This window comes from Lysobacter ciconiae, from assembly GCF_015209725.1.
GTDB classification, from domain to species: domain Bacteria; phylum Pseudomonadota; class Gammaproteobacteria; order Xanthomonadales; family Xanthomonadaceae; genus Novilysobacter; species Novilysobacter ciconiae.
Map to the genome: position 1 here is coordinate 575,224 of NZ_CP063656.1, position 20,587 is coordinate 595,810.

The following is a 20,587-nucleotide window of genomic DNA, read 5'->3' on the forward strand; positions in this document are numbered from 1 at the left end:
CCGCTGGCGGTGCGCTCAGGTGCCGACCGGAAGACTCGAAGGAGCGAGGTTCTGCACCTTAAGGAAGGTGTGGTCGCCGATGGTGGCGACCCGATACGCATTGCGCCAGTTCGGGCTGGCAATCGACAACGCGGCGAAATGGCTGGCGCCGGGCACGATTTCCAGGCGCTCACCGGCAGGCAGTTCCCAGTTGCGCTGCGCTTCGAGCGCGATTGTTACCGATTCGGCCCACGCCTCGGTGTTGCTCAGGCGGGTATTGGGCGAGACGATGGTCGGCGCGAACTGCTTGCGCGCGGTAACCACGTCGCAGACGCTGTCGCCCCACAAGCCGCTGTCGCGGCGACGCAGCGCGACCTCGGCGACCGCTTGCTGTCCCTGCACCGACTGGTTGCGTGCTTCCAGGTACAAGGTGGTGCTCAGGCAAAGCGAGTCTGCGCTTTGCGGGGATAGAACCGAGGCCAACCACAGGATCCAGGCCAGTTTCATGACGAACTCCTTGCTCCGTTGCGCCGGCAACGGTGATCGCACTCCGAAGAGCACGGCCGATTGCCGACATGGCGTACTGGGGAGGCGGCGGCTCTATGGCGCGCTTGGCCCCTTCACCTTGTCCCGCAGAAGGCGGGAGGGTGGATGTCACCAAGGGGTGGTGACTGGGAAAGTTGCGGCACGGTAGCGACCGGAATATAAATGCAACGTGAACAAGGCGCCGCGTTCAGGTTCGTGTGGGCACGGTTTGTACCGGTCCGATTCTGTGAGCCCTTGCTCCGTCACGGTTTCACGACAAGCTGAACAGAAGTCTGAATTTGAGGTCGGGAAACCCCTGTTCAGGCTTTGCCGGCGATGGATCAGAGTGCAGCGGCCACTCGACAGCCCTGATCGATCGCCCGTTTTGCGTCCAGCTCGGACGCCAGCTCAGCACCGCCGATGACGTGGACCTTCCCGATGTGATCGTTCAGCTGGTGCGCCAACGGCTTGAAGGAAACCTGGCCGGCGCAGATCACCACGTGGTCCACGGGCAACACCTCCACTGCGCCGCCGATCCGCACGTGCAGCCCCGCGTCGTCGACGCGCAGATACTCCACGCCGCTGATCATCGTCACCTGCTTGTGCTTCAGAGTGGCGCGGTGGATCCAGCCGGTGGTCTTGCCCAGGCGGGCGCCCAGCTTGCCTTCGCTACGCTGGAGCAACCACAGCGCGCGCGCCGGGGCTTCGGCCGCAGCCGGCACCAGGCCGCCACGATTTTCGGTGTAGTCCAGGTCCACTCCCCATTCCCTGCGCCAGCGCGCGGGTTCCAGCGTGGGCGATCCGCCGGCCTGCGCGAGAAATTCGGCAACGTCAAATCCGATCCCGCCGGCGCCGATGATGGCCACGCGGGCGCCGACTTCGACATTCCCCTGCAGGACATCCGCGTAACGGACCACGCTGGGATGGTCCGCGCCGGGGAATTCCACCTCGCGCGCGACCACGCCTGTGGCGAGCACCACATGGTCGAAGCCGGCCAGATCCGCCTTCGTGGCGCGCGACTCCAGCCGCAGCTCGACGCCGGTCAGCTCGATCTGGCGCTGGAAGTAGCGCAGGGTCTCGTGGAATTCCTCCTTGCCGGGGATCCGCTTGGCCAGGTTGAACTGGCCGCCGATCCGGCTGGCGGCTTCGAACAGGGTGACCCGGTGGCCGCGTTGGGCGGCAACGGTCGCGCAGGCCAGTCCCGCCGGCCCCGCGCCGACGACCGCGATGCGCTGCGACGAGGCGGTCGGGGTGTAGCGCAGTTCGGTTTCGGCGCACGCGCGCGGATTGACCAGGCAACTGGCGCGCCTGTTGGCGAACACGTGGTCCAGGCAGGCCTGGTTGCAGGCGATGCAGGTGTTGATCTCGTCGCTGCGCCGCGTGCGCGCCTTGGCGACCCACTGCGGATCGGCCAGCAGCGGACGCGCCATCGAGACCATGTCGGCCTCGCCGCCGGCAAGGATGCGTTCGGCGGTCTCGGGCATGTTGATCCGGTTGGTGGCAATCACCGGCACGCCGACGGCCGGCCGCAGACGCGCGGTGATGCCGCTGAAGGCGCCGCGGGGGACCGAAGTGGCGATCGTCGGCACCCGTGATTCGTGCCAGCCGATACCGGTGTTGATCAGCGTGGCGCCGGCGGTCTCCACCGCACGTGCCTGGGCCAGGACCTCCTCCCAGCTGAGCGCGTCATCAACCAGGTCGATCATCGACAGGCGGTAGATGAGGATGAAGTCCGGCCCGCACGCCTCGCGGATGCGCCGCACGATCTCCACCGCAAAGCGCATGCGCCGGTCCGCATCACCACCAAACCCGTCCCCGCGGCGATTGGTCCGCGGCGCGGTGAACTGGTTCAGCAGGTAGCCCTCCGAGCCCATCACCTCCACGCCGTCATAACCCGCATCGCGGGCGAGCTGGGCGGTCCGCACGAACGCCGCGATCTGGCGCTCCACGCCGCGTGTCGACAACGCGCGCGGGGTGAACGGATTGATCGGCGACTTGATCCGGCTGGGCGCGACCTGCAGCGGGTGATAGCCGTAGCGCCCAGCGTGCAGGATCTGCAGGCAGATGCGGCCATCGTGGCTGTGGACGGCATTGGTGACCCGGCGATGCTTGCGCACCTCCCACGACCGGCTCAGTTTGCCGCCGAACGGCTTCAGCCAGCCGCTGATGTTGGGCGCGAAGCCGCCGGTCACCATCAGCGCCACGCCTGCCTCCGCACGCTCGGCGAAATACGCCGCCAGCTTGGGGAAGTCGGCCGCCCGGTCTTCCAGGCCCGTGTGCATCGAGCCCATCAGCACCCGGTTGGGCAGGCGGCAGAACCCCAGGTCCAGCGGGGAAAACAGATGCGGATACAGCGGGTGCGGGTCGGTCATGAAAGTACGCGGCCGTATGGATCAGCCACGATGCCGCCAATTGCATGGACCGGCAAGTGTGCATGCGCGGTCCGCCGTGTACGTCCACGTCCCGCTTATGAGCGGGCAGGCACAGTGGTCACCCCGCACCGTGGAGCCCCGCCGATGAGTCAGCCCGACAGCCGTTCTGCGATCCGCCCCTCGCCAGACCAGCCGATGCTGGACGTGGCCGACTACGTGCTGGATTACACGGTCGATTCGATGGAGGCCTACGACACGGCGCGCTACATGCTGCTGGATTCGCTGGCATGCGCGGCGTTGGCGATGGAGCACGCCGAATGCGTCGCCCATCTCGGGCCGCTGGTCCCCGGTGCGGACCTGAAAGACGGCGCGCGCGTCCCGTTCACCGGATTTCAGCTGGACCCGGTGCAGGCGGCCTACAACATCGGCGTGCAGATCCGCTGGCTGGACTTCAACGACACTTGGCTGGCGGCGGAGTGGGGACACCCGTCCGACAACCTCGGCGCGATCCTCGGCGTGGCGGATTATCTGGGCCGGATTGCGCAGCAGGAAGGCAGGGCACCGATGACCGTTCGCGACGTGCTCGGCTGGGCGATCAAGGCCCATGAAATCCAGGGCTGCTACGCGCTCGAGAACGCGTTCAACCGCCTCGGGTTGGACCACGTTATCCTGGTGCGCCTGGCATCGACCGCGGTGGCGACGCGGATGCTCGGCGGTGACCGTGACGCGATCTGGTCGGCGCTGTCACACAGCTGGATGGACAACGGCGTCCTGCGCACCTATCGCCACGCGCCCAATACCAGTCCCCGCAAAAGTTGGGCCGCCGGGGACGCCTGCCGACGCGCGGTAACCCACGCACTCAACGCCCTGCGTGGCGAGGTCGGCTGCCCCAGCGCGCTGACAGCGCCGACCTGGGGCTTCTATGACGTTGCCTGCGACGGCCGGCCCTTCTCCTTCGAGCGCCCCTTTGGCAGCTACGTGATGGAAAACATCCTGTTCAAGCTCAGCTTCCCCGCCGAGTTCCACGCCCAGACCGCGGTTGAGTGCGCCATGCAATTGCATGCGCAGGTGCAGCAGCAACTGGACGCAGGCGGCGTCGATGCGATCGAGCGGATCGAACTGGAAACCCAGCAGGCGGCCATCCGCATCATCGACAAGACCGGTCCCCTGTCCAACTACGCCGACCGCGACCACTGCCTGCAATACATGGTCGCCGTGCCCTTGCTGTTCGGGCGCCTCACTGCCAATGACTACAGCGACGCGGTTGCCGCCGACCCGCGCATCGATGCGCTCCGGGACAAGATGACGGTGAGCGAGGACCCGCGGTTTACCCGGGACTATTCCGATCCCGCCAAGCGCTATATCGGGAACTCGGTCCAGGTGTTTTTCAAGGACGGGACCAATACGCAAAAGATCACGGTGGATGTTCCCATTGGCCATCGGGAGCGCCGGGCGGAGGGAATACCGGTGCTGATGGACAAGTTCGAACGCGCCATGCGCGGCCGGCTTTCTGCCGAGCGGTCGGACCGGTTGATGACGCTTGCAAATGCGCCAACGCAACTGGAATCGCTTGCCGTCACCGACTTCATGGATCTGTTTTCGAACTGAACGAGCCGCGATACGTCCGGCCGCGCTGCGGGAACTTAGTCAATTGTTAGTCGCCTGTTAACACGGCCTTCACGGTCGCGACCCTAGGCTTCACCCCGATGGCGTCAAAACGGCAGCCGTCCACAAGCGCTACCGAAACACGCACCCCGATTTCTACAGACCCGTTCCATACCAGTTTCGATCCATACGGAGATACACGAATGAACAAGAAACTCCTTTGCGCAGCCATGCTTGGTGGCCTTGCGTTCGCCGGCGCCGCAAGCGCTCAAGAGTTCGATGACCGCTGGTACCTGACCGGTTCCGCGGGCATGAACATCCAGGACAACAAGCGCGATTCCCGCGATGCGCCGTTCCTGGCTCTGGGTGTGGGCAAGTTCCTCAACCCGAACTGGTCGCTCGACGCCGAGCTGAACTACCAGAAGCCGAAGGCGGATCGCAACCAGGATCTCAACTGGAGCCAGTACGGTATCTCGCTCGACGCGCGTTACCACTTCCTGGCCGAAGGCCGGAACTGGAACCCGTACGTGCTGATGGGCCTGGGCTACCAGCGCGCCGAGGAAGAGTTTGATCCGTCCAACCCGCTGCTGCCCGCGCGCTTCACCCGCAACGGTGCCCCCAGCGTGCAGAAGGACGGCCACGTCGCCGGCAAGCTCGGTTTCGGTGCCCAGGGCGATGTGGGTCGCGTCAAGATCCGCACCGAGTTGGCCTACCGCATTGATGCGCACGACGACAGCGTTGGCGCGTTCCTGAGCGACGACGTGCCGCGCGATGATGGCGCTGACTGGTTCGGTGACGTGCTGGCCTCGGTCGGTGTCGTGGTTCCGCTGGGTCCCGAGCCGATGGTTCCGGTTGCTCCCGCGCCGCCGCCGCCGCCGGCCCCGCCTGTCCAGGAAGCTCCGGTTCCGGTCACCATCGATCTGCGTGGCGTGAACTTCGACTTCGACAAGTCGACCCTGCGCGCCGATTCGCTGGCGATCCTCAACGAGGCGCTGGAAATCCTGCGTCGTTACCCGGAAGTCCGCGTTGAAGTGGCGGGTCACACCGACCTCTGCGGTTCGGATGCGTACAACCAGTCGCTGTCGGAGCGTCGTGCCCGGGCCGTGTATGACTACATGACTTCCAACGGCATCGATTCCAGCCGTCTGGCCGGCCCGATCGGCTACGGCGAGAGCCGTCCGCTGGAGCAGACCGAGCAGACGCAGCCTGGCTGCCGCAACGAGCGCAACCGTCGCACCGAGTTGAACGTTCAGAACTGAGTGAGGCATTCACCGCTGCAGGTCGTCCTGCAGCCGTGACGCAAACCCGAAGCCCGGCAGAGATGCCGGGCTTCGTTGTTTTCGGCGCTTGTTAATAAAACGTTTGAAAAGGTGTATCATCACGATTGTGACTGCGGCTCGTGGCGGCGTCGTGCCGCCTATCCGAAGTGACCTGCCTGTTCCAGCGATGTGTTGCACAACCGATGTGTCGCCCAACCATTTCCCCCGGATCCACTGAAGGAGCTTCCATGAAAATTCGCTTGATGAGCGCCGCGCTGCTCGCCGGCCTGGCATTTGCCTCGGCCGCCAATGCGCAGGAATTCGATGACCGCTGGTACCTGACCGGTTCCACCGGTTTCAACCTGCAGGACAGCGACCGCGGCACCAACGACGCCCCGTTCCTGGCGCTGGGCTTGGGCAAGTTCGTCAGCCCGAACTGGTCGATCGACGGTGAGCTGAACTACCAGAACCCGAACTTCGACGCCAACCAGGACCTGAACTGGAGCCAGTACGGCATCTCGCTGGACGCGCGCTACCACTTCCTGGCCGAAGGCCGCAACTGGAACCCGTACCTGCTGATGGGCCTGGGCTACCAGCGCGCCGAGGAAGAGTTCGACGCGTTCCCGAACCCGAACTCGCCCGGTCAGCGCGTTGACGGCAACCTGGCCGCGAAGGTCGGTGCCGGTCTGCAGGCCAACATGGGTCGCTTTGGTGTGCGCACCGAGTTGGCCTACCGTGGTGACTTCGACGACCAGAGCGTCCACAACCCGAACGAGAGCTGGTTCGGTGACCTGCTGGCTACCGTTGGCGTGATCATCCCGCTGGGCCCGGAGCCTGTGGCTGCCGTGGCGCCTGCTCCGGTCGCTCCGGCGCCGGCTGCTCCGGTTGAAGAGGCTCCGATCCCGGTGACCATCGACCTGCGTGGCGTGAACTTCGAGTTCGACAAGTCGAACCTGCGCCCGGATGCGGTTTCGGTCCTGAACGAAGCTGCGCAGATCCTGCAGCGCTACCCCGAGCTGCGTGTCGAAGTGGCCGGCCACACCGACTCCAAGGGTTCGGATGCGTACAACCAGGCCCTGTCGGAGCGTCGCGCGAGCGCCGTGTACGACTACCTGACCAGCAACGGCGTTGACGCCGGTCGCCTGGTGGGCCCGAACGGTTACGGCGAGAGCCGCCCGATCGCGCCGAACACCAACCCGGACGGTTCGGACAACCCGGCCGGTCGCGCCGAGAACCGCCGCACCGAGTTGAACGTGCAGAACTAAGCACGTCTGCAACAACAGGGCGCCTGCGGGCGTCCTGCGCGCTACCGAAGCCCGGCCATCGTGCCGGGCTTCGTGTTTTCCGACTGTTGGCCGGGCAGCTGATGCGCTTGCGGTTGTTCAACGCCAAGGCGGCGCATACACTGCCGATGACTGGACGCGGTGTCCAGAAGCCGTTTCCAGGGAGTTCGACATGTTGCGTGCCGCTGCTTTTCTCGTCCTGTTGTCATCCGCCGGCGTGGCGGGCGCGCAAAGCCCTGCTTGCAGCAGCTTGTCGGCGCCGGCCGTGCCGGTCCAGCGCACCGTCATCGTCCCGGTCGCCTCGGAGTTCCGTACCCCGGGCCGCCAGTTGGGGGCGCCCGCAGGCGTTCTATCACAGGCCTTGAGCGAGTCGCTTTCCGCCGAGCAGGTGATGTTCCGCAAGCAGCTTGAGAGCTGCGCCACGTTTGCCAGCATCGCGCCGCCGGTATCTCCGGCCAGCTTGCCTGCGGCCACGGTTGCCCCGGCGGTGCCGGGAGCCACGGCTTCGACGGCCACCACCGGCGCCGTGCCCACGGCGACCGATCCGGCCGCCTACAAGCCGCGTACCGAATTCGACAACACGCCGTGGCGGTTCAACATGAGCGAGAACGGCCAGCGGATGACCGCTGACGCGTTCGACGAGTGGATGAAGGCCAAGGGCTTGCAGGTGGTCGGCGGCAAGTTCATGCGGATTCCTGCCGCCGCAGCGGTCCCGGCCGCGGAGGCAGTCGAGGCCGCAGAGACGCCGGTCCAGGATCAGTAGGCGGTTTAGATAGAGCAAACCCGGATTTTCGACCATGGTCAAATCCAGAAAATAAAAACGGCCGCATCTGCGGCCGTTTTTATATTTGTCACTGTCAGCTGAGCGCTCAGTCCTTCAGCACGCCCAACTCGCGGCCGATGCGGATGAATGCCGCAATGGCGTGGTCGAGCTGCTCACGGGTATGGGCGGCGCTGATCTGGGTGCGGATGCGCGCCTCGCCCTGGGGCACGACGGGGAAGAAGAACCCGATCGCGTAGATGCCTTCATCCAGCAAGCGGTCGGCGAATTTCTGGGCCATCGGCGCGTCGTACAACATCACGGGAACGATGGGATGGTTGCCGGGCTTGAGGTCGAAGCCGGCGGCGGTCATTTTTTCGCGGAAGTAGCGCGTGTTCTCCTCCAGCGTGGTGCGCATGGCGTCGGCGCCGGCCAGCATCTGGAAGGCCCTGGTCCCGGCCGCGACGACATGCGGCGGCAGCGAGTTGGAGAACAGGTACGGGCGTGAACGCTGGCGCAGCAGTTCGATCACTTCCTTCTTGCCGGTCGTGAAGCCGCCCACCGCGCCGCCCATGGCCTTGCCCAGGGTGCCGGTGAAGATATCGATGCGGTCCATGACACCCTTGAGTTCGGCCGAGCCCCGGCCGGTGGCGCCGATGAAGCCGGTGGCGTGGCAGTCGTCGATATGCACCATGGCGCCGTACTTTTCGGCGAGCGCGCAGATCTCGTCCAGCGGGGCGACGAAACCGTCCATCGAGAACACGCCGTCGGTCGTGATCAGTCGGGTCTTGCAGCCGGCGGCTTCCGCGGCCTGCAACTGCTTTTCCAGGTCGGCCATGTCGCAGTTGGCGTAGCGGAAGCGCTGGGCCTTGCACAGGCGCACACCGTCGATGATCGATGCGTGGTTGAGGCTGTCGGAAATGACCGCGTCGTCGGGCCCCAGCAGCGGATCGTACAGGCCGCCGTTCGCGTCGAAGCAGGAGGCGTAAAGGATGGTGTCCTCAGTGCCGAAGAAGTCGGCGATCGTCTCCTCCAGCTCCTTGTGCAGGTCCTGGGTGCCGCAGATGAAGCGGACGGACGCCATGCCGAAACCGTGGGAATCCAGCGCGTCCTTGGCGGCCTGGATGAGGTCGGGATGATCCGCCAGGCCGAGGTAGTTGTTGGCGCAGAAGTTCAGCACCGTGCTGCCGTCTTCCAGGGTGATCTGCGCCGATTGCGGGCTGCTGATCACACGCTCGGACTTGAACAGGCCGGCCTCGCGGATTTCCTCGAGGCTGGTGGCGTAACGCTTGGTCAGGGACATGGCGGCTCCAGAAAGCAGTGGTCGATGTCGGTCGCTGCGCGCAGGTCGCGGTGGCGCGGCGTCGGTAAAACGCGGAGTGCGGCGGGCGAGCGGCGCGGACTCAATTCCAGCTGAGTACGACCTTGCCCGACTGGCCGGCTTCCATGAGGTCGAAGCCCTTCTGGAACTCGTCCACCGGCAGCTGGTGGGTCAGCACCTTGCCCAGCGGGAATCCGCCCAGCACCAGCTGTGTCATCTTGTACCAGGTCTCGTACATCTTCCGCCCGTAGATGCCGTGCAGGGTCAGGCCCTTGAAGATGATCTTGTCCCAGTCGGCGCCGGCGCCCTGGGGCATGATCCCGAGCAGCGCGATCTTGCCGCCGTGGTACATGCAATCGAGCATGTCGTTGAAGGCACGCGGGTTGCCGCTCATCTCCAGGCCGACGTCAAAGCCCTCCATGTGCAGGTCCTTCATGACGTCCTTCAACGAGGTGTTGGCGACGTTGACCACGCGGGTGGCGCCCATGTCGGCGGCGAGCTTGAGCCGGTAGTCGTTGACGTCGGTGACCACCACGTTGCGCGCGCCGATGTGCTTGCAGATGCCCGCCGCGATGATGCCGATCGGGCCGGCGCCGGTGATCAGCACGTCCTCGCCGACCACGTTGAATTCCAGCGCGCAGTGGGCCGCGTTGCCGTAGGGATCGAAGAAGGCGGCCAGCTCGCTGGGGATCTGGTCGGGGATGGGCCACAGGTTGGTCGCCGGCATCACGATGTACTCGGCGAACGCGCCGTTGCGGTTGACGCCGATGCCGACGGTGTTGGGGCACAGATGCTGGCGGCCGCCGCGGCAATTGCGGCAGTGGCCGCAGACGATGTGGCCTTCGGCCGAGACGCGCTGGCCGATGCGGTAGCCGGTGACGCCGGGGCCGAGGTCCACGATGCGCCCCACGAACTCATGACCGATCACCAGGCCCGGCTGGATGGTGCGCTGGCTCCACTCGTCCCACAGGTAGATGTGCAGGTCGGTGCCGCAGATCGCGGTCTTCTCCAGCTTGATCAGGACCTCGTTGGCACCGGCGCTTGGCACCGGGACGTCCTCCATCCAGATGCCTTTGCCGGCTTCGCGCTTGACCAGCGCCTTCATCGTGGAGGGGATCGAGTGCGCTGCGGAGGGCTGCGCGGTGGCAATGGTGTCGGACATGGATGGCCTGGCGGAAACGGCGGATTGAGGGCCAATTGTACCGGCCGCGCCTTCGGCCCCGATGACGGACCTTGCACGCGCCGGTGGCGGCGCCCGACCGCAGGCATGACCGTTGGCGGTTGCGGACCGCGAGCGGCATTGCTTATCGTCGACGGTTGCACAACACAGACCGGGGCACCCGTGACCTTTCGACTCCTCTCGGCGGCCCTGACCGTCGCGCTCGCATCCACCGCCGCCCACGCCGATGAAGGCATGTGGCAACCCCGCCAGATGCCCGAGCTGGCAGCGCAGCTCAAGGCGCGTGGCCTGGAGATGGATCCGGCGGCATTGTCCAACCTGGCCGGCAAACCGCTGGATGCCGTCATCAGCCTGGGCGGCTGCACGGCAAGCTTCGTCTCCCCCACCGGCCTGGTGGTGAGCAACCACCACTGCGTCTACGGCGCGGTGCAGTACAACTCCACGCCCGAGCGCGACCTGCTCAGCGACGGCTTCGTGGCCAGGACACTCGCCGACGAGCTGCCCGCCGAGCCCAATGCGCGCATCTACGTCACCCAGGAGATCGAGGACGTCACTGCCCGCATCACCGGCGGACTGGACGGGCTGGATGGCAAGGCGCGCTACGACACGGTGGAAGCGCGCAGCAAGGCACTGGTGGCCGAGTGCGAGGAGCCCGGCGGCCTGCGCTGCAACGTCTACAACTTCCACGGCGGACTGCAGTTCTCGCTGATCCGGCAGCTGGAGATCCGCGACGTGCGCCTGGTGTATGCGCCGTCGGATGCGATCGGCAAGTTCGGCGGCGATGAGGACAACTTCGAGTGGCCGCGGCACACCGGCGACTTCGGTTTCCTGCGCGCCTACGTCGGTAAGGACGGCAAGCCGGCGGCGTACTCCGCGGACAACGTGCCCTACCGGCCGGCGAGCTGGCTGACGGTGTCCCAGCAGCCGCTGGAGGAGGGCGACTACGTCATGGTGACCGGCTACCCGGGTTCCACCGACCGCTACCGCCTGCCGGGCGAGGTCAAGCAGGCGATCGACTGGCGCTATCCGACCATGGTGGGCTACTTCGGCGACTACCTGGCCACGATTGACCGCACGACCGCTGGCGACAAGGCGGCGGCGCTCAAGTACGCCTCCACCGTGGCCGGCATCAACAACGTGCTCAAGCTGTATCAGGGCAACCTGGACGGCTTCGCCCAGATGGACGATCCGGTGGGCCTGAAGCAGGCGCGCGAGGACGCGCTGGAGGCGTGGCTGGGCAAGCGCGGCAGCGAAGGCCGCGCACAGCTGGCCGCCATCCGCGCACTGGAGAAGGAACTGGCCGAGGACCGCGCGACCCGTGAGCGCGACCTGTGGTTCAACACGGTTCTGGGCGGTGGCCTGCCCGGCGTGGCGGTCAACCTGTACCGCAACGCGATCGAGCAGGCCAAGCCGGATGCGGAGCGCAAGCCGGGCTATCAGGATCGCGATGCGCCGCGCATTGCCGGTTCGATGACCGCGTTCGACAAGCGCTACGACGCCAAGGTGGACCAGGCGCTGATGTCGCTGCGCCTGCAGCGCTACGCCAGCCAGGTGCCCGCGGCGCAGCGCGTGGCGGCCCTCGACCGCTGGCTCGGCATCAGCGCCAGCGACAAGACCATACCCGGACTGGATGCGAAGCTCGACGCCCTGTACGCCGGCTCCAAGCTGGGCGACGCCGACACGCGGCTGGCCCTGCTGAAGGCGGACAAGGCGGCGATCGAGGCCTCCGATGACGCCGCCCTGCAGCTGGCCGTGGCGATGATGCCGACCGTGCTGCAGATCGAAGCCGAGGCCGAAGCCCGCTCCGGCCGGATCTCGGCGCTGCGGCCGAAGTACATGCAGGCGATGATCGATTTCAACCAGTCGCAGGGCAAGCCGGTCTATCCGGATGCCAACAGCTCGCTGCGCATCACCTTCGGCACCGTGAAGGGCTACTCGCCGCGCGACGGCGTGCAGATGACGCCGTTCACCACGCTGGCCGGCATCGTCGCCAAGACCACCGGCAAGGAGCCTTTCATCACCCCGCAGGCGGAACTCGACGCGATTGCCGCCGGCAAGGGCGCGCAGTACCGGATGGATTCGCTGGGCGATGTGCCGGTGAACTTCCTCAGCGACGTGGACACCACCGGCGGCAACTCCGGCTCGCCGACGTTGAACTCCAAGGGCGAGCTGGTCGGCCTGCTGTTTGACGGCAACTACGAAAGCCTCAGCGCCGGCTGGATCTTCAACCCCGAACTGACCCGCTCGATCCACGTCGATATCCGCTACATGCGCTGGGTAATGGACGAGGTCGACCACGCTGAACAACTCCTGGAGGAGATGGGACTGCCGCATGACTGACACCAACGCAAACCTGAAGACCGCCGTGCGCGGCGTCCTGCTGGCCACCGCGGCCGGCCTCGCATTCGGCGCCCACGCCGACGAAGGCATGTGGATGCCCTCGCAGCTGCCGCAGATCGCCGACCAGCTGGCCGCCGCCGGCTACAAGCGCGATCCCGCCGCACTGGCCGACCTGACCCGCCCGCCGATGAGCGCGGTGGTGTCGTTGGGCGGCTGCACCGCCAGCTTCGTGTCGCCGCAGGGTCTGGTGGTCACCAACCACCACTGTGCCTACGGCGCGATCCAGCTCAATTCCACGCCGCAGAACAACCTGATGGCGGACGGCTTCAATGCCGCCACGCTCAAAGATGAAGTCTCCGCCGGCCCCGCCGCGCGCGTGTTCGTGACCACCGACTTCGACCGGGTGACCGACCGCGTGCTCGCGAATGCGCGCGGCAAGACCGGGCGCGACTACTACGACGCCGTTGATTCTGCGAGCAAGGCGCTGGTGGCCCATTGCGAGCAGGATGCCGGGTACCGCTGCAGCGTCGCCAACATGTACTACGGCACCGATTTCTACCTGGTCAAGCAGCTCGAGCTCAAGGACATCCGGTTGGTCTACGCACCGCCCGAGTCGATCGGCAAGTACGGCGGGGAGATCGACAACTTCATGTGGCCACGCCACAGCGGCGACTTCGCGTTCTACCGCGCCTATGTCGGCCGCGACGGCAAGCCGGCCGCGTTCTCGCCCGACAACGTGCCCTACCGGCCCAAGGCGTTCCTCGAGGTGTCGACGGACCCGGTTGCCGAGGGCGACTTTGCCATGCTGGCCGGGTACCCGGGCCGCACGTTCCGCCACCGCACCGCAGCGGAGTTCGCCGACCAGGTAGGCACCCAGCTGCCCGAGCGCGTGGATCTGTATGCCGCGATGATCGACACCATCGAGCGCGCCGCCGCCAATGACGCCGATGCCGGCGTGCTCTACGCCTCGCAGGTCGCGAGCATGAAGAACAACCTCAAACGCGCGCAGGGTGAGCTGGACGGCCTGCGCCGCAGCGATGCGGTCGGCGTGCGCAAGCGCGACGAGGCCGCGATGCTGGCCTGGCTCGACAGACAGCCCGATGCCGCCGACGCCCGTCGCGACATCGATGCGGCGGCCGCGGTTATCGCCCAGTCGCAGGCCACGCGCGAGCGCGACCAGTTGTTCGGCCTGATGCGCAGCCAGACCCAGTTGCTCAAAAGCGCCATGCAGCTGCAGCGACTGGCGGTGGAGCGGGCCAAGCCCGACGCGGAGCGCGAAACCGGCTACCAGCTGCGCGACGAGGCGCAGATCGAGGCCTCGCTCAAGCAGGTCCAGCGTCGTTACGCCCCGCAGGTGGAAAAGGCACTGCTGGCCGAGCTGCTGACCCGCTACCGCGCACTGCCCGCCGATCAGCGCATTGCCGAGCTGGACGCCGTGTTTGGCACCGACAAGACCCAGGCCGCGACCGCACTGGACGCACTCTACAGCGGCACCCGACTCGACGAAGAGGCGGAGCGGTTGCGACTGCTTGCTGCCGACCCGGCACAGATCTCGGCGTCCACCGATCCCCTGATGCAGGCCGCCGCGAAGTTGCTGCCCGCCCAGCTGCGGATCGCCGATGCGGAGAAGGCCAGCGACGGCGAGCTGCTGCGTCTGCGCCCGGCCTACATGCGCGCGCTGATCGGCTTCCGTGAGTCGCAGGGGCAGGCGGTCTACCCCGACGCCAACTCGACCCTGCGGGTGAGCTACGGCAAGGTCAGCTCGCTGGATCCGCGCGACGGCGTCCACTACACCCCGCTGACCACCGTGCAGGGCATCGTCGAGAAGCACACCGGCGAGGACCCCTTCGACGCCCCGCAGACCCTGCGCGACGCAATCACCAAGGGCGACTTCGGCAGCACCGTCGATCCCGTGCTGGGCACCCAGACGGTCAACCTGATGACCAACCTGGACACCACCGGGGGCAACTCCGGATCGCCCGTAATGGATGCCAACGGCAGGCTGATCGGCCTCAACTTCGACAGCAACTGGGAGGCGGTCAGCGCCAGCTGGATGTACGACCCGCGCTACAAGCGGGCCATCCACGTCGACGTTCGCTACCTGCGCTGGTTGATGGGCAAGGTGTATCCGGCACCGAACCTGTTGCGGGAAATGGAACTGCCGTTGGAGTAGGGCGAGCGGACAGGGCGCCTCGTCGCGGGCAGGGGGTGAACGCCCTTGCTACGAATGTCCCCCGGCACCGGTGAAGCCGGTGCCTCCTCCTTTACTTCGCCGCAAGGGCATTCACCCCCTGCATCCAACATGACGGTGGCTGCACAATCGCTAGCCGCCCCGCACGGCGCGACGTGCCAGCATGGGGCGAGCTGTATGTCTTCGGGGCGAAATAAAGAAGGAGGCCGCCGCCGCAGGCGGTGGCCGGGGGACATTCGCCGCGAAGACATGCAGCTCGCCCGACCCTGCAGTCCTCGCCTGACCCCGTAGTCCAGGTCACCCGCGGACCAACGCGCCGGACGCCCACTCCCGGGCAGGCTAAAATCACCGATTCGACATCGGCAGGAGCACTTGCATGCGTTATTCGATATTGACCGCCGCCATCGCGTTGACGGGCGTCATGGGGTCGGCGGTGGCCGGCGAGGGCATGTGGGTGCCGCAGCAGCTGCCGGAGATTTCCGCCGCCTTGCAGAAAACCGGACTGGAGCTGCCCGCCGAACAACTGGCCGACCTGACCGGTGACCCGATGGGCGCGGTGGTATCGCTGGGCGGCTGTACCGCCAGCTTTGTGTCGCCGCAGGGTCTGGTGGTCACCAACCACCATTGTGCTTACGGCGCCATCCAGCTCAACTCGACGCCGGAAAACAACCTGATCGAGGACGGCTTCAATGCCGCGGCAAAGGAGCGCGAAGTCTCGGCCGGGCCGAACGCGCGCATCTATGCGCTGGACTCGATCCGCGACGTTACCCGCGACGTCCGCGCCGCCATCGACGCAGCTCCGGATGCGCTGGGCCGCACGCGCGCGCTGGAGACCATCCAGAAACAGCTGGTAGCCGACTGCGAGGCCGATCCCGGATACCGCTGCCAGTTCTACAGCTTCGCCGGCGGCAACACCTACCGCCTGTTCAAAAACCTGGAAATCAAGGACGTGCGCCTGGTCTACGCGCCGCCCAACAGCATCGGCAGCTTCGGCGGCGATATCGACAACTGGATGTGGCCGCGCCACACCGGTGATTTCGCGTTCTATCGGGCCTACGTCGGCAAGGACGGCAAGCCGGCGCCGTACTCGACCGACAACGTGCCCTACCAGCCCAAGCATTTCCTCAAGTTCGCCAGCCAGCCGCTGAACATCGGCGATTTCGTGATGGTCGCCGGGTATCCGGGTCGGACCGCGCGTTACGCCCTGGCCGAGGAGTTCGACGCGACCGAGCAGTGGACCTACCCGACCATCAAGCGCCATTACGAGGCGATGGTGGATCTCGTCGAGGCGGCCGGCGCGAAGGACGAGGACATCAAGGTCAAGTACGCCAGCACGATCCGCGGCTGGCAGAACACGATGAAGAACTACGGCGGCCAGCTGGAGGGCTTCCAGCGCATCAACGCCAGCAAGACCAAGCACGCCGAGGAGGCCGCGGTACTGGCCTGGCTGCGCGGGCAGGGTGCCAAGGGCGAGCCCGCGCTGCAGGCGCATGCACGCCTGCTGGAACTGGACGCCGCCGAACGCGCGACCCGCGAGCGCGACCTGGTCTTCGGCCAGCTGATCCGCACCGGCGCGATCGGCGCGGCCACCGGCCTGTACCGGTTTGCGATCGAGGGCGAGAAGCCCGACGCACAACGCGATGCCGGCTACCAGGCGCGCGACCTGCCGGGTTTCGAAGGCTCGCTGAAGCAGATGGAGCGCCGCTACGACGCCGGCATGGACCGCCAGTTGCAGCAGTACTGGTTGCGCGAGTACGTGAAGCTGCCGAAGGCGCAGCACATTCCCGCGCTCGATGAATGGCTGGGCGGGAACGACGAGGCCGCCGTGCAGGCCGCGCTCGATCGCCTGGCCGGCACCAGCCTGGGCGATCTGGATACGCGCCTGAAGCTGATGCAAGCCGACCGCGCGACACTGGAGGCCAGCAAGGATCCGGCCCTGCAACTGGCCGTCGCTCTGATGCCGACGATCCTGCAGAACAAGGAGCTCGACGAGATCCGCACCGGCGACGTGCTGCAGGCCCGCCCGGTGTACCTGCAGGCCGTCGCCGATTACCGCGCCAGCCGCGGCGAGTCGGTCTATCCCGACGCCAACTCCTCGCTGCGCATCACCTTCGGCAACGTGCAGGGCTATACCAAGCTGGACGGCAGCCGGCAGGCGGCGTTCACCACGCTGGAGCAGATCGCCGACAAGTCCACCGGCGTGGAGCCCTTCAACGCGCCCAAGGCGCAGCTCGACGCCATTGCCGCCAAGCGCTACGGCGGGCTCGCGAGCGAGGAGCTGGGCACGGTGTCGGTCAACTTCATGGCCGACCTGGACATCACCGGCGGCAATTCGGGCTCCCCGGCGATGGATGCGCGCGGCGAGCTGGTCGGGCTGGTGTTCGACATGAACTGGGAAAGCGTCAGCTCCAACTGGGTGTTTGACCCCGACATGACCCGGGTGATCGCGGTCGATGGGCGCTACCTGCGCTGGGTCATGCAGGAGGCGTTCCCGGCGCCGCAGGTGCTGGAGGAGCTCGGCCTGCCTACCGGCCAGTGATCCCCGCGCCGCCCGTCGCGCTTCCTGTTCCCTCGTATCGAGTACCCGCATGAAAATCATCCTCGCCCGTCACGGCGAAACTGCCTGGAACGCCGAAGGGCGTTACCAGGGCCAGGTCGACATCCCGCTGTCGGAAACCGGCGAGGCGCAGGCACGCGCGCTGGGTGCGCGCCTGCACGACGTGGAGATCACCCGCGCGGTTTCCTCGCCGCTGTCGCGCGCACGCCGCACCGCCGAACTGGCGCTGGGCGAACACCGCGCCGGTCTGCTCAGCACCGACGCCGACCTCAGCGAGATCGCGCACGGTAGCTGGGAGGGTCTGCTGGCCAGCGAGATCCACGCAACCGATCCGGAACTGCTGAGGCTCTGGCGAGATTCACCGCATGAGGTGTTGATGCCCGGTGGCGGCGAGTCGCTGCAGCATGTGTTCGACCGCGCGTGGCCGGCATTCGGCCGGGCAATGGCCGGCCTGGGCGACCACGACACCCTGCTGGTGGTCGCCCACGACGCGGTCAACCGGATGTTGCTGTGCAATGTGCTGGGGATCCCTTTCTCGCGGCCGTGGACGTTCCGCCAGGCGCCGACCACGCTCAACCTGCTGGAAGGCACGCGGCTGGACGATCTCGAGGTGGTGCGCCTGAACGACTGTTCGCATCACACCGCGTTGTTCGGCGAAGCGGTGCATCGCGCGCTCTAGCCGCGGCCGCACGGCCCGCATCCCGTAGCTCCACGTCCAGCCTGTCGCCCTGCGAGTGTCCGCCATGAACATGTCCCGATGGCTCGACCGGATCGAGCAACTGCACCCCAAGTCGATCGACATGGGGCTGGAGCGGGTCGGCGAGGTCGCCGGCCGCCTGGGCATCGCGCGGCCGGCGCGGCGGGTGATCACCGTGGGCGGCACCAATGGCAAGGGCTCCACCGTCGCCTTCATCGAGGCGATCGGCCGGGCCGCCGGCTGGCGCGTGGGCGCGTACACCTCGCCGCATTTGCTGGCCTACAACGAGCGCATCCGCATCGATGGTGTGGACGCGGACGACGCGATGATCGTGGCCGCGTTCGAGGCGATCGAAGTCGCGCGCGGTGAGACCCCGTTGACCTATTTCGAGTACGGCACGTTGGCTGCCTTGTGGCTGTTCCAGCGCGCCCATCTTGATCTGGCAGTGCTGGAGGTTGGGCTCGGCGGCCGCTTGGATGCGACCAACGTGGTCGACCCCGATGTCGCGGCGATCACCACCGTGGACGTGGACCACCAGGACTATCTGGGTGAAGGGCGCGAAGCCATCGGGCACGAAAAGGCCGGCATCGCCCGGGCCTGGAAGCCGTTGGTGCTAGGCGATGACGATCCTCCCTCCAGCGTGCTGCGGCATGCCTACTCGATCGCGGCCAAGACGCTGAGGATTGGCTGCGACTTTTTCGTCGACCTGCCCGGCGGTGCAAGCGGCGATCCGGAGGATTCCAGTGCCGTCGGCGCCGGGCGCTGGCGTTGGCGCGAGGTCGGTCACCGCATCGACCTGCCGATGCCCGGGCTGGTGGGGCAGATGCAGCTGCGCAATGCCGCCGTCGCCATCGCCGCGGTGCGCGCGCTGGACAAATCACCGCCCGACCGGGCGGTGGCGCAGGGAATTGCCGATGCCCGTATCCGCGGTCGACTGCAGCGCTTCGACCGGGACGGGGTGGAGGTGGTGGTGGATGTCGGCCACAACCCGCAGGCCGCGCATGCGCTGGCGGACTGGCTGGCGGCCAGTCCCGTTGCCGGCCGGACGCACGCCGTGTACGCGGCGCTGGTGGACAAGGACGTGGCGGGCGTGGTCTCGGCACTGGCCACCAGCGTCGACCACTGGCACCTGGCCGGGTTGGCGAGGCATGCACCCCGGGGCGTCTCCGTGGAGGATTTCGCGTCCCGGCTGGCCGGGACCGCGGCCCAAGCTGGCCGGCGCCATGACACGATCGCCGATGCCCTGGACGCGGCAGTGGCTGCGGCCAGCCCGGCCGACCGGGTGCTGGTGTTCGGCTCCTTCCACACCGCCGCCGAGGCGCTCACCCTGCTGGAGACCGCGCCAGCGACGCCTTCCAGCTGAACCGCCGGGTCGCGACGGCTGTCGTGGTCCGGCCTTCATTTGGCACAAGGGTATAATTCGCCGGCATTCCCCGTTGCCTGCGAGATCCGATGGAACCTGCCCTCAAACAGCGTCTGATCGGCGCCGCCGTGCTGGTCGCCATTGCGGTGATCTTCCTGCCCATGCTGATCAAGGGTCCCGCGCCCGACAGCGGCGTGTCGGATATTTCACTCGACCTGCCGTCCACGCCCAAGCAGGGTTTTGAAACCCGCGAGCTGCCGCTGGTCACGCCGCCAGCGCGCAATGGTGGCAATGTCACGGCCCCCGGGGCAAAGCCGTCCGGTGAGGGCGCACTGCCCACCGTGGATACCCGCGCCGCGCGCGACAGCCAAGATCAGGCATCGGGCATGACGCCGGCAACGGTGGCGGCCGGCAACTACGCCGTCAGCTTCGGCAGCTACGCCAGCCAGGAAGATGCACAGAAAGTGGTCGGCGCGCTGCAGGCGGCTGGGTTTCCCGCCTTCCAGGAATCGGTGAAGAGCGGCGAGCGAACCTTGCACCGGGTCCGTATTGGCCCCTTCCAGACGAGCGCCGCGGCCGAAACCGCGCGTATCGATTCGGTCCGCGTGCGCAAGGACGTCGGGGCCAAGGTCGTGGTGCTGGACGCGGATCGCGCCGGCTCTGCAGCCGCAAGTACGAGTGCAGAAAAAGCCCCGGCGCAGCCCGCGCAGCCGGTCGCTGCCAAGCCCGAGCCCAAGCCGGAACCGCCCAAGCCCAAACCTGCCGAACCGGCCAAGCCCGAGCCGGCCAAGCCGGTCGCGACGGCACCGGCGCCTGCGCCTGCAAAGCCCGAGCCGGCGCCGGCAGGCAGCCAGCCGGCTCCCGCCGCGGCCGGGGTGGGCTTCGTCGTCCAACTGGGTGCCTTTGGCAACCCGGCCGAGGCCACGGCGCTGCGTGATCGCGCGCGCAGCCAGGGTTTGAGCGCGTTCGTCGAGCAGGTCCGCAGCGGTGACACCACGCTCAACCGGGTCCAGGTCGGTCCGGTCGCGGACCGCGTGGCGGCCGATCAGCTCAAGGCGCAGGCCGCCGCCAAGCTGGGCATCTCCGGCTTCGTCCGCGCACATCCATGACGCAAGCTTTGATGGTGCCCGGCCGCATGCGGCGCGACCGGTTGGC

Annotated in this window: 14 protein-coding genes; 10 read left to right on the forward strand and 4 right to left on the reverse strand. The window is 67.0% G+C overall.

Features of this window, described 5'->3' with window-relative positions; genetic code table 11:
• Positions 1–15: 15 nt before the first annotated feature.
• Both INQ41_RS02655 and INQ41_RS02660 read right to left on the reverse strand, forming a co-directional pair.
• Positions 16–486 carry a cell wall hydrolase gene (locus INQ41_RS02655; protein ID WP_193985979.1) on the reverse strand — a complete coding sequence of 157 codons (471 nt, stop codon included), beginning with the start codon at positions 484–486 and terminating at the stop codon, positions 16–18.
• 359 nt (positions 487–845) lie between these two features.
• Positions 846–2,876 (reverse strand): NADPH-dependent 2,4-dienoyl-CoA reductase, encoded by a 2,031-nt coding sequence (locus tag INQ41_RS02660; protein ID WP_193985981.1) that lies wholly within the window; start codon positions 2,874–2,876, stop codon positions 846–848.
• Between the two features lie 144 nt (positions 2,877–3,020).
• On the opposite strand from INQ41_RS02660, the gene INQ41_RS02665 reads away from it, so the two are divergent.
• The 4 genes from INQ41_RS02665 to INQ41_RS02680 all read left to right on the forward strand — a co-directional run bounded on the left by INQ41_RS02665 (position 3,021) and on the right by INQ41_RS02680 (position 7,786).
• On the forward strand, positions 3,021–4,484 hold the full coding sequence (locus INQ41_RS02665; protein ID WP_193985983.1) for a bifunctional 2-methylcitrate dehydratase/aconitate hydratase: 1,464 nt from the start codon (positions 3,021–3,023) through the stop codon (positions 4,482–4,484).
• A gap of 200 nt (positions 4,485–4,684) precedes the next feature.
• Positions 4,685–5,740, forward strand: coding sequence for an OmpA family protein (locus INQ41_RS02670; RefSeq protein WP_193985985.1), 1,056 nt, complete (start codon positions 4,685–4,687; stop codon positions 5,738–5,740).
• A 248-nt stretch (positions 5,741–5,988) separates the two neighbouring features.
• Entirely contained in the window at positions 5,989–7,005 is a 1,017-nt protein-coding gene (locus INQ41_RS02675; protein WP_193985987.1) for an OmpA family protein, read from the forward strand.
• A 190-nt stretch (positions 7,006–7,195) separates the two neighbouring features.
• Positions 7,196–7,786, forward strand: a complete 591-nt coding sequence (locus INQ41_RS02680; protein ID WP_193985989.1) for a hypothetical protein — start codon at positions 7,196–7,198, stop codon at positions 7,784–7,786.
• Between the two features lie 106 nt (positions 7,787–7,892).
• Here INQ41_RS02680 and kbl read toward each other — a convergent pair whose 3' ends face one another.
• Together kbl and tdh are read right to left on the reverse strand one after the other, a co-directional pair.
• Entirely contained in the window at positions 7,893–9,086 is a 1,194-nt protein-coding gene (kbl, locus tag INQ41_RS02685) for a glycine C-acetyltransferase (protein WP_193985991.1), read from the reverse strand.
• Positions 9,087–9,186: 100 nt separating this feature from the next.
• A complete protein-coding gene (tdh, locus tag INQ41_RS02690; protein WP_193987171.1) occupies positions 9,187–10,221 on the reverse strand; it encodes an L-threonine 3-dehydrogenase in 1,035 nt (344 codons plus the stop codon).
• Positions 10,222–10,446: 225 nt separating this feature from the next.
• Between tdh and INQ41_RS02695 the strand changes: the two genes are divergently transcribed.
• The 6 genes from INQ41_RS02695 (at position 10,447) to INQ41_RS02720 (ending at position 20,541) form a co-directional block, all read left to right on the forward strand.
• Positions 10,447–12,624: a S46 family peptidase gene (locus tag INQ41_RS02695; protein ID WP_193985993.1), complete on the forward strand. Its 2,178-nt coding sequence runs from the start codon at positions 10,447–10,449 to the stop codon at positions 12,622–12,624.
• The gene (locus INQ41_RS02700; RefSeq protein WP_193985995.1) at positions 12,617–14,797 is read left to right on the forward strand and encodes a S46 family peptidase; all 2,181 of its coding nucleotides are present in this window, start codon (positions 12,617–12,619) and stop codon (positions 14,795–14,797) included. Before INQ41_RS02695 ends, INQ41_RS02700 begins: the two co-directional genes overlap by 8 nt.
• A 466-nt stretch (positions 14,798–15,263) precedes the next feature.
• Positions 15,264–17,354: a S46 family peptidase gene (locus INQ41_RS02705; protein WP_193987172.1), complete on the forward strand. Its 2,091-nt coding sequence runs from the start codon at positions 15,264–15,266 to the stop codon at positions 17,352–17,354.
• A 49-nt stretch (positions 17,355–17,403) separates the two neighbouring features.
• Positions 17,404–18,051 (forward strand): histidine phosphatase family protein, encoded by a 648-nt coding sequence (locus INQ41_RS02710; protein WP_193985997.1) that lies wholly within the window; start codon positions 17,404–17,406, stop codon positions 18,049–18,051.
• A 64-nt stretch (positions 18,052–18,115) separates the two neighbouring features.
• On the forward strand, positions 18,116–19,432 hold the full coding sequence (gene folC / locus INQ41_RS02715) for a bifunctional tetrahydrofolate synthase/dihydrofolate synthase (RefSeq protein ID WP_193985999.1): 1,317 nt from the start codon (positions 18,116–18,118) through the stop codon (positions 19,430–19,432).
• A gap of 89 nt (positions 19,433–19,521) precedes the next feature.
• The gene (locus tag INQ41_RS02720) at positions 19,522–20,541 is read left to right on the forward strand and encodes an SPOR domain-containing protein (RefSeq protein ID WP_193986000.1); all 1,020 of its coding nucleotides are present in this window, start codon (positions 19,522–19,524) and stop codon (positions 20,539–20,541) included.
• The last annotated feature ends 46 nt before the right edge of the window (positions 20,542–20,587 follow it).

What these genes read in the sequence shown, in the direction of transcription:
- INQ41_RS02655 (WP_193985979.1), bottom strand. Translation starts at nt 486, where the DNA reads ATGAAACTGGCCTGGATCCTGTGGTTGGCCTCGGTTCTATCCCCGCAA.
- INQ41_RS02660 (WP_193985981.1), bottom strand. Translation starts at nt 2,876, where the DNA reads ATGACCGACCCGCACCCGCTGTATCCGCATCTGTTTTCCCCGCTGGAC.
- INQ41_RS02665 (WP_193985983.1), top strand. Translation starts at nt 3,021, where the DNA reads ATGAGTCAGCCCGACAGCCGTTCTGCGATCCGCCCCTCGCCAGACCAG.
- INQ41_RS02670 (WP_193985985.1), top strand. Translation starts at nt 4,685, where the DNA reads ATGAACAAGAAACTCCTTTGCGCAGCCATGCTTGGTGGCCTTGCGTTC.
- INQ41_RS02675 (WP_193985987.1), top strand. Translation starts at nt 5,989, where the DNA reads ATGAAAATTCGCTTGATGAGCGCCGCGCTGCTCGCCGGCCTGGCATTT.
- INQ41_RS02680 (WP_193985989.1), top strand. Translation starts at nt 7,196, where the DNA reads ATGTTGCGTGCCGCTGCTTTTCTCGTCCTGTTGTCATCCGCCGGCGTG.
- kbl (WP_193985991.1), bottom strand. Translation starts at nt 9,086, where the DNA reads ATGTCCCTGACCAAGCGTTACGCCACCAGCCTCGAGGAAATCCGCGAG.
- INQ41_RS02700 (WP_193985995.1), top strand. Translation starts at nt 12,617, where the DNA reads ATGACTGACACCAACGCAAACCTGAAGACCGCCGTGCGCGGCGTCCTG.
- INQ41_RS02705 (WP_193987172.1), top strand. Translation starts at nt 15,264, where the DNA reads ATGTGGGTGCCGCAGCAGCTGCCGGAGATTTCCGCCGCCTTGCAGAAA.
- INQ41_RS02710 (WP_193985997.1), top strand. Translation starts at nt 17,404, where the DNA reads ATGAAAATCATCCTCGCCCGTCACGGCGAAACTGCCTGGAACGCCGAA.
- folC (WP_193985999.1), top strand. Translation starts at nt 18,116, where the DNA reads ATGAACATGTCCCGATGGCTCGACCGGATCGAGCAACTGCACCCCAAG.
- INQ41_RS02720 (WP_193986000.1), top strand. Translation starts at nt 19,522, where the DNA reads ATGGAACCTGCCCTCAAACAGCGTCTGATCGGCGCCGCCGTGCTGGTC.